This is a genomic window from Streptomyces glaucescens (assembly GCF_002154375.1).
Classification (GTDB): Bacteria; Actinomycetota; Actinomycetes; order Streptomycetales; family Streptomycetaceae; genus Streptomyces; species Streptomyces glaucescens.
The window spans coordinates 1-6785 of record NZ_MUND01000543.1 but is presented as its reverse complement, the minus strand read 5'-3'; the positions used below and the strand labels follow the sequence as shown (position 1 = coordinate 6785).

Annotated in this window: 8 protein-coding genes and 1 pseudogene; 4 read left to right on the top strand and 5 right to left on the bottom strand. The window is 72.7% G+C overall.

Annotated elements, in window-relative coordinates:
* Nucleotides 1-964, bottom strand: a pseudogene (locus CCN42_RS31185) (penicillin acylase family protein); the annotation flags it as partial.
* A gap of 227 nt (nt 965-1191) precedes the next feature.
* On the opposite strand from CCN42_RS31185, the gene CCN42_RS31180 reads away from it, so the two are divergent.
* Both CCN42_RS31180 and CCN42_RS31175 read left to right on the top strand, forming a co-directional pair.
* Nucleotides 1192-1794 (top strand): hypothetical protein, encoded by a 603-nt coding sequence (locus tag CCN42_RS31180; RefSeq protein WP_086740640.1) that lies wholly within the window; start codon nt 1192-1194, stop codon nt 1792-1794.
* A 138-nt stretch (nt 1795-1932) separates the two neighbouring features.
* A complete protein-coding gene (locus tag CCN42_RS31175; protein ID WP_169731562.1) occupies nt 1933-2667 on the top strand; it encodes a 3-keto-5-aminohexanoate cleavage protein in 735 nt (244 codons plus the stop codon).
* Between the two features lie 7 nt (nt 2668-2674).
* Here the strand turns inward: CCN42_RS31175 and soxR are convergent, their stop codons facing one another.
* Nucleotides 2675-3271, bottom strand: coding sequence for a redox-sensitive transcriptional activator SoxR (gene soxR, locus CCN42_RS31170; RefSeq protein WP_245877548.1), 597 nt, complete (start codon nt 3269-3271; stop codon nt 2675-2677).
* Between the two features lie 129 nt (nt 3272-3400).
* Between soxR and CCN42_RS31165 the strand changes: the two genes are divergently transcribed.
* Complete coding sequence (locus CCN42_RS31165) at nt 3401-3862, top strand: MaoC family dehydratase (protein ID WP_086740639.1); 462 nt, start codon at nt 3401-3403, stop codon at nt 3860-3862.
* 11 nt (nt 3863-3873) lie between these two features.
* Here CCN42_RS31165 and CCN42_RS31160 read toward each other — a convergent pair whose 3' ends face one another.
* From CCN42_RS31160 to CCN42_RS31150, 3 genes are read right to left on the bottom strand one after another with little or no spacing between them, the layout of a single operon-like run.
* Nucleotides 3874-4497, bottom strand: coding sequence for a TetR/AcrR family transcriptional regulator (locus CCN42_RS31160; RefSeq protein WP_086740637.1), 624 nt, complete (start codon nt 4495-4497; stop codon nt 3874-3876).
* Between the two features lie 60 nt (nt 4498-4557).
* Nucleotides 4558-4794, bottom strand: coding sequence for a YiaA/YiaB family inner membrane protein (locus tag CCN42_RS31155; RefSeq protein WP_086740635.1), 237 nt, complete (start codon nt 4792-4794; stop codon nt 4558-4560).
* Nucleotides 4795-4853: 59 nt separating this feature from the next.
* Nucleotides 4854-6005: an acyl-CoA dehydrogenase family protein gene (locus CCN42_RS31150; protein ID WP_086740634.1), complete on the bottom strand. Its 1152-nt coding sequence runs from the start codon at nt 6003-6005 to the stop codon at nt 4854-4856.
* A gap of 102 nt (nt 6006-6107) precedes the next feature.
* Between CCN42_RS31150 and CCN42_RS31145 the strand changes: the two genes are divergently transcribed.
* A complete protein-coding gene (locus CCN42_RS31145) occupies nt 6108-6749 on the top strand; it encodes a TetR/AcrR family transcriptional regulator (RefSeq protein WP_086172741.1) in 642 nt (213 codons plus the stop codon).
* Nucleotides 6750-6785 lie beyond the last annotated feature (36 nt).

Sequence of the window (6785 nt, the reverse complement as noted above, 5' to 3'; positions counted from 1 at the left end):
GGTTCCGGGGGCGGCGGCGAGGTGGGAGAGCGCGTTGTTCCTGCTCGCCGCCGCCCCCGGAACCGAACAGGGCGCCGATGACGGTGGCCAGCGCGACCAGGTCGGTGGGGGTGAAGTGCTCGATGGTGCCGGCGTTGGTGACGGAGTCCTTGTGGCCGGTGAGGACGTACTCGCCGGGAAAGGTGCGGGCGCTGTCGGAGGCGTCGATGTAGGCGTTGATGCCGTCCACGTAGGCGCGCACGTCGGCCAGTGCCTGCCGGCCGCGCTCGCCGTGCGTGGCGGCGGCCCGGTCGATCTGCGCCTGGAGGTCGGCCTCGGTGTAGGGCGCGTTGCGCCAGAACTCCTGCTCCAGGCCCTGGTTGGCGGCGGCGCCGCCCGCGAACGGGGTCAGCTGTCCGCGCCCGACGTGCCGGAAGACGTCCATCAGCCACAGCCGGTCCTCGGCCGCCGCCCAGCCGGCGCCGAACTCGGTGCCGTAGCGCGTGGTGCCGGTGATGTGCGGCACACCCGTCTTCTTGTCGCGGACGATCGTCACGTCGTCGCGCCCGGCGGGCCGGACGGTGGAGGCGACCTGGTCGGCGGGGACCCCGAAGGACGCGTCGTTGAAGAAGGAGCCGAGGGTGGCGTCGGTGAGGTTCTGGTAGCCGGTGGCGAGGCCGGCGTAGGGGCCGAGCTGGTCGTCCGCGTGCGCGGGCCGGGTGCCGAAGGCCTGGTGGAGGAGGATCTGGGCGAGGGTGGCGTTGCCGTTCTGGCCGGGCGGCAGGATGTCGGAGCACCGGCCGCCGCAGTGGTCGTTCGCCGCGGCCGCCGGGGCGGCCGGCGTCTCGGGGGTGGCGGCCGCCGGGGTAAACGGTGCCAAAAGTCCGGCAACGAGAACGCATACGGACGCGCTCTTCAGGAACCCGGGGAATCTGTGGGGAGTTCTCAGTCTGTCGAGCACGTTGCGTGGGGTGCGCCGTGGCATGGCAGCTCCTCCCGACGGGGTGGGCCGGTCGTTACCGCCGGTATCCCCTGGTTGGAAGGTGAACATGCGTCACCTTCGGGTGTCGCGGGGACCCATCGATGGCGGCCATCGGACATCGGATGGCCGAGGAGGGAGCCGAATCGCGTGTCGATACGTCTATTCGGCGACGTCCGTACGACGCCGAAGTGACCGAAGTACAGGTGCAGATGTGACGGAGGTGCAAGGCGATGGCCGGTTTCCGGAGTCTGGCGAGACAGGTACGCGACCCCCGGTGCGACCTGGCGCTACGGCGCTACTCGCTGCGCAAGTGCCTAGAACGGTTCGCCCCTTACGGGCATCGGGCCACCTGGGACCATCTGTGCTCCCGGGCGGGGTTCGGTCCGGAGGACCGCTCCCCCGATCCGGCGCGGCTCGTGGCCGCGCTGGTGGAGCTGGAGGAGGCGCGGGCGGTGTGGCTCGCCTATGAGGCGGGGTTCGCCGAGCGCCGCAGGAAGGAGAAGCACGACGGGCTGCGCAGGCCGGGCAGCGTGGATGACTGGCACCGGATGACCTGGGGCGGCTTCGGTGTCGCCTGGTGCGACGATCCCGGGGTCCATCCCCGGGAGCCGCTGGCCGACGTGCTGCGCAAGCTGATCGCCGCACTGGAGCGCGAACCGGGCTCGGCATGCCCGGTGTGCGGCGGGGAACGGCTGTTCTGGAAGGACGACCTGGACCACGAACCCTCCGCCGGCCCGGTCTGCGCGGACTGCGGGATTCTCGTACCGCTGCCCGTGCTGACCCCCGCGGCGCTGGCGTACGCCCGGCGCGGACGGATGCTGGTGTCGGCGTGAGGAAGTAGTCAGGGGGTGCGCAGGGGGATGCCGCACCCCCGTTCACAGCGGCCGGTACGGCAACGGGGGCTTGCCGAGGAACCGGGCGCGGGAGCCGGGCGACGGGGCGCCGTCCGTACGGTCTGGCAGCATCGAGGCATGGTGCAGGTGTGTCTCAACGGGCCCCGCGGGGCCGCCGACAGCGCGGTCGTTCCGCTCACGCCGGAGGCGATGGCCGAGGAGGCCGCGCGTGCCGTCGCGGCCGGGGCCACGGATCTCCACGTCCATCCCAAGACGCCGTGCGGCCGGGACACGATGTCCGCGCGGGTGGTCGCCGCGACCCTGGAGGCGATACGGGCACGGGTGCCGGTGCCGGTGGGCGTCACCACGGGCGCCTGGGCCGAGCCGGATCCCGCGGCCCGGCTCGCGCGGGTGCGCGAGTGGACCGTGCTGCCCGACCACGCCTCGGTCAACTGGCACGAGCCGGGCGCGGAGGAGGTGGCCGCCGCGCTGCTGGAACGGGGTGTGGGAGTCGAGGCGGGCATCTGGTCGGGGACGGACGGCGCGGCCCGATTCGCCCGTTCGCCGCTCGGGCCGCGGGTGCTGCGGGTCCTGGCCGAGGTGACGGACGCGGACGCGGCGGCGGAGTCGGCGCGCGCCCTGCTGTCCGGCCTGGGCCGGGCGCACGGCCGCCCCGTGCTGCTGCACGGTGAGGACGCCGGCGCCTGGCCGGTGCTGCGCCTCGCCGGCCGGCTGGGGCTCGCGACCCGGATCGGCCTGGAGGACACGCTGGCCCTGCCGGACGGCCGACGGGCCCCGTCCAACGCGGAGTTGGTGAGGGCCGGCCTGGCGGAGTACGCGCGGGCGGCCCGGGACGGGACGCCCGCCGTCTGACCCGCCCTCAGGGGCCCTCGGCCAGCAGCACGTCCCGGCTTCCGCCGCCTTCGCCGCCGCGTCCCGCGTCGGTGTCGCGACCCGCGCCGCCGCCCGCGTCCCGCCCTCCGCCGCCCGTGTCCCCGCCGCGCCGCGCCGCCCGGCGCCCGGGCCGCTCCGCCAGCAGGCGGGAGCCGGTGAGGCGTTCACCGAAGGCGTCGCCCGGGTTGGACAGCACACAGCTCTCCAGGGAGAGGCAGCCGCAGCCGATGCAGTCGGTGAGGTGGTCGCGCAGCCGGTTGAGCTGTTTGATGCGCTCGTCCAGTTCGGAGCGCCAGACCTCCGACAGCCGGGCCCAGTCCTCCCGGTTGGGGGTGCGCTCCTCGGGCAGTTCGGCCAGCGCCTCGCGGATGGTGGCCAGCGGGATGCCGACCCGCTGGGCGGCGCGGATGAAGGCGACCCGGCGGAGCGTGTCACGGCTGTAGCGGCGCTGGTTGCCGCTGGTGCGGCGGCTGCTGATCAGACCCTTGGACTCGTAGAAGTGCAGGGCCGAGACGGCGGCTCCGCTGCGCGCGGAGAGCTGGCCGACGGTGAGCTCGTGGATCTTCTCTGGAATCTGGGGCACCCCTCGAACCCTACCTACGCCGTCACACTTCCGGTCCGTTGACAGGGGCGCCGCACCCGACCATGCTAAGCAGTTGCTTAGGCATGCGAGGACGCATGCGACCGAGTGGCGCGAGCGAGAGGCCGGGACATGGCAGAGCCGAGGATCTTCACGTCCGTCGACGAGCTGAGGGCGGCGGTGGGCGAGCAGCTGGGGTACACCGACTGGCTGGAGGTCGACCAGAAGCGGATCGACCTGTTCGCGGAGGCCACCGGCGACCACCAGTGGATCCACGTCGACCCGGAGAAGGCGGCGGCCGGACCGTTCGGCACCACCATCGCGCACGGCTACCTCACCCTGTCGCTGCTCCCCCTCTTCGGGCCGCAGCTGATCACCGTCGAGGGCGTGAGGATGGGCGTCAACTACGGCACCAACAAGGTGCGCTTCCCCGCCCCGGTGCCGGTCGGCTCGCGGCTGCGGGCCACGGCCGTCATCACCGGGGTCGAGGACGTGACGGGCGGCGTCCAGGTCTCGGTCGCCTTCACCGTGGAGCGCGAGGGCGGCGACAAGCCGGTCTGCGTGGCCGAGTCGGTGTCCCGCTACTACCTCTGAGCGCCCGGGGGCTACTTGGCCCCCACCATCCGCAGCACGAGGTCGGCGTAGAGGGCGCCGACCTCGTCGGGCGTCCAGGGTCCGTCGACGTTGAACCAGCGGGCCACGTCGATGCAGAGGGAGAGGACGGCGAGCGTGGTGCCCTTCACGTCGAGCACGTCGAACTCGCCGGACGCCATTCCGTCCTCGATGATCCGGCGCACCTCGTCGTCGCACTGACGGCGCAGCGCCAGGATCTCCGCGCGGGCGTCCGGGCCGAGCGAGTCCAGTTCGTACTGCACGACCCGCGCGGTGGTACGCCCGCCGGCGTGCCAGCGGACGAAGGAGCCGACCGCGTCGGCCAGGCGGTCGCGGGCGGTGCCCTCGCGACGCGCCGCCGTGCGCAGGATGTCCAGGGCCTTCTCGTGGCCGATCCTGCTGATGCGGTGCAGCAGCTCTTCCTTGGTCTTGTAGTGGATGTAGAGCGCGGCCGGACTCATGCCCGCGCGGCCCGCGATGTCACGGGTCGTGGTGGCGTGGTAGCCGCGCTCGGCGAAGGCCTCCACGGCGGCGATCAGCAGCCGCCGGGCCGCGTCAGGGGTGACCTCGGCCCACGGCTGGCTCTCGCCGCCGGCCGTCTCCTCCGCCGTACTCATCGCTCGCTCGCCCCTCTCGCCGACAGGGGCACCACCATACCGCCGAACCTGAGCGCTCGCTTAGACGCCTCGCTGGGAGTGGTGCACGACCCGCGCGCCCTCCTGCCGGTCCCGGATCACCTTGGCCAGGGTGAAGGCGGAGGTGACCAGGTAGAGCACGGCGATGGCGAGGAAGGCGCGCACCCACGGGTCGGCGTCCAGCTGGTAGATCCCGATGGCGGTGGCGGCCATGGCGACGGCGAAGGAGGCGACGGCCTGGCCGTAGAAGGCGGCGGTGTTCTGCTGCTTGTCACTCATGGGGTCCAGCGTCGGCGGAGGTGGCCCGCGCCACATCCGCCGCCGTACTCAGAAGGTACTCAGAATGCCGACACCCCCGTCAGCGCCCGACCGATGAGCAGCTTCTGGATCTGGCTGGTGCCCTCGTAGAGGGTCATCACGCGGGCGTCGCGCAGCAGCTTGCCGGCGGGGTACTCGTCGATGTAGCCGTAGCCGCCGAAGACCTGGAGGGCGTTGTTGGCGGCGCGCACGGCCGCCTCGGAGGCGAAGAGCTTGGCCTTGGAGGCCTCGGTGGCGAAGGGCAGGCCGCGGTCGATCAGGTCGGCGACCCGCCAGGTCAGCAGCCGGGCCGCGTCGACGTCCACGGCTATGTCGCTGATCAGTTCCTGGACCAGCTGGTGGTGGGCGATGGTCCGGCCGAACTGCTCGCGCTCGCCCGCGTGGCGCACCGCCGCGTCCAGGGCGGCCTGCGCGATGCCGACGCAGCCGGCCGCGACCGACATCCGGCCCTTGGCGAGCGCGGACATGGCGACGGAGAAGCCCTTGCCCTCCTCCCCCAGCATCGCCGAGGCGGGCACCCGGACGTCCTCCAGGACGAGTTCGGCGGTCGCCTGGCCGCGCAGTCCGAGTTTGCCGTGGATGGTGCGGCGGGTCAGCCCGGGGGTGTCGGCCGGCACCAGGAAGGCGCTGACGCCCTTGTGGCCGGGCGCGTCCGTGGAGCGGGCGAAGAGCAGCACGACGTCGGCCCAGGTGCCGTTGGTGATGAACATCTTGGTGCCGTTGACGACGTACTCGTCGCCGTCGCGGACCGCGCGGGTGGCGAGGCTGCCCGCGTCGGAGCCGGTGCCGGGTTCGGTGAGCCCGAAGCAGCCGACGAGTTCGCCGGAGGTGAGGCCGGGCAGCCAGCGCCGCTTCTGCTCCTCGTTCCCCCAGGCCGCGACGGTCTTGGCGACCAGCCCGAGGGAGACGGAGACGATGCCGCGCACGGAGGAGTCGCCGCGGCCCAGTTCCTCCGTGACGAGGCAGTAGGCGAGGTGGTCGCCGCCGGAGCCGCCGTACTCCTCGTCCACGGTGAGCCCGAGGAAGCCGACCTCGCCGAGCTTCTTCACGATGCTCCGGTCGACCTCCTCGGCCCGGTCCCAGGCGATGACATGGGGGGCGATCTCGCGCTCCACGAAATCCCGGGCGAGCTGCCGTACGGCGGTCTGTTCCTCGCTGAGCTCCAGGTTCATGGCGCGTCACCCCACACGTAGGTCACATGAAGGCCACCGATTGAAAGTGGCACATTTAAATTAGCACTGCTAGTTTCCAGTCGCAGCCCTACTATGTGCGCCATGGCCCGACCGCGCAAGCCCCTCCTCAGCACCGACCGGATCGTCGACACGGCCCGGGAACTCGTGGACGCCGAGGGCCTGGCGGCCGTCTCCACCCGGCGGCTCGCCGCCGAGCTGGGGGTGAGCGGGCCGTCGCTGTACAACCACTTCCGCACCAAGGACGAGATCCTGGAGGCGGTCGCCGACTCGGTGAGCGCCCAGGTCGACCTGTCGATGTTCGAGGACGGCCGGGACTGGCGGACCGCCCTGCACGACTGGGCGGTCTCCTACCGCGCCGCCCTGCGCGACCACCCGAACATCGTCCCGGTGCTCGCCCGCGGCCCCGGCCGCCGCCCCGCCGCCCTGCGGCTCGCCGACGCCGTCTACGGCGCGATGGTCGACGCCGGCTGGCCGCCCGCCCAGGCCACCTCGATCGGCGCGCTGATGCGGTACTTCATCATGGGCTCCGCGCTCGGCTCGTTCGCCGGCGGCTTCCCGGACGACGCCAGCGCGTACGACCCGGCCGACTACCCCCACCTCGGCCAGGCGCACCGCCTCGCCGAGCAGCAGGAGAAGGTCGACGAGCGGGCCTTCGAGACCGGCCTCACGGCCCTGCTGGACGGGCTGGCGCAGCAGTACGCGGAGGTCGCGCGGTCCGCGTAGGGCTCCGCGCGCGGGACGGTTCGGCGTGTACCGAAC

Coding starts and splice junctions, on each gene's coding strand:
- CCN42_RS31145 (WP_086172741.1), top strand. CDS start 6,108: ATGGCCCGACCGCGCAAGCCCCTCCTCAGCACCGACCGGATCGTCGAC.
- CCN42_RS31160 (WP_086740637.1), bottom strand. CDS start 4,497: ATGAGTACGGCGGAGGAGACGGCCGGCGGCGAGAGCCAGCCGTGGGCC.
- CCN42_RS31180 (WP_086740640.1), top strand. CDS start 1,192: ATGGCCGGTTTCCGGAGTCTGGCGAGACAGGTACGCGACCCCCGGTGC.
- CCN42_RS31155 (WP_086740635.1), bottom strand. CDS start 4,794: ATGAGTGACAAGCAGCAGAACACCGCCGCCTTCTACGGCCAGGCCGTC.
- CCN42_RS31150 (WP_086740634.1), bottom strand. CDS start 6,005: ATGAACCTGGAGCTCAGCGAGGAACAGACCGCCGTACGGCAGCTCGCC.
- CCN42_RS31165 (WP_086740639.1), top strand. CDS start 3,401: ATGGCAGAGCCGAGGATCTTCACGTCCGTCGACGAGCTGAGGGCGGCG.
- CCN42_RS31175 (WP_169731562.1), top strand. CDS start 1,933: ATGGTGCAGGTGTGTCTCAACGGGCCCCGCGGGGCCGCCGACAGCGCG.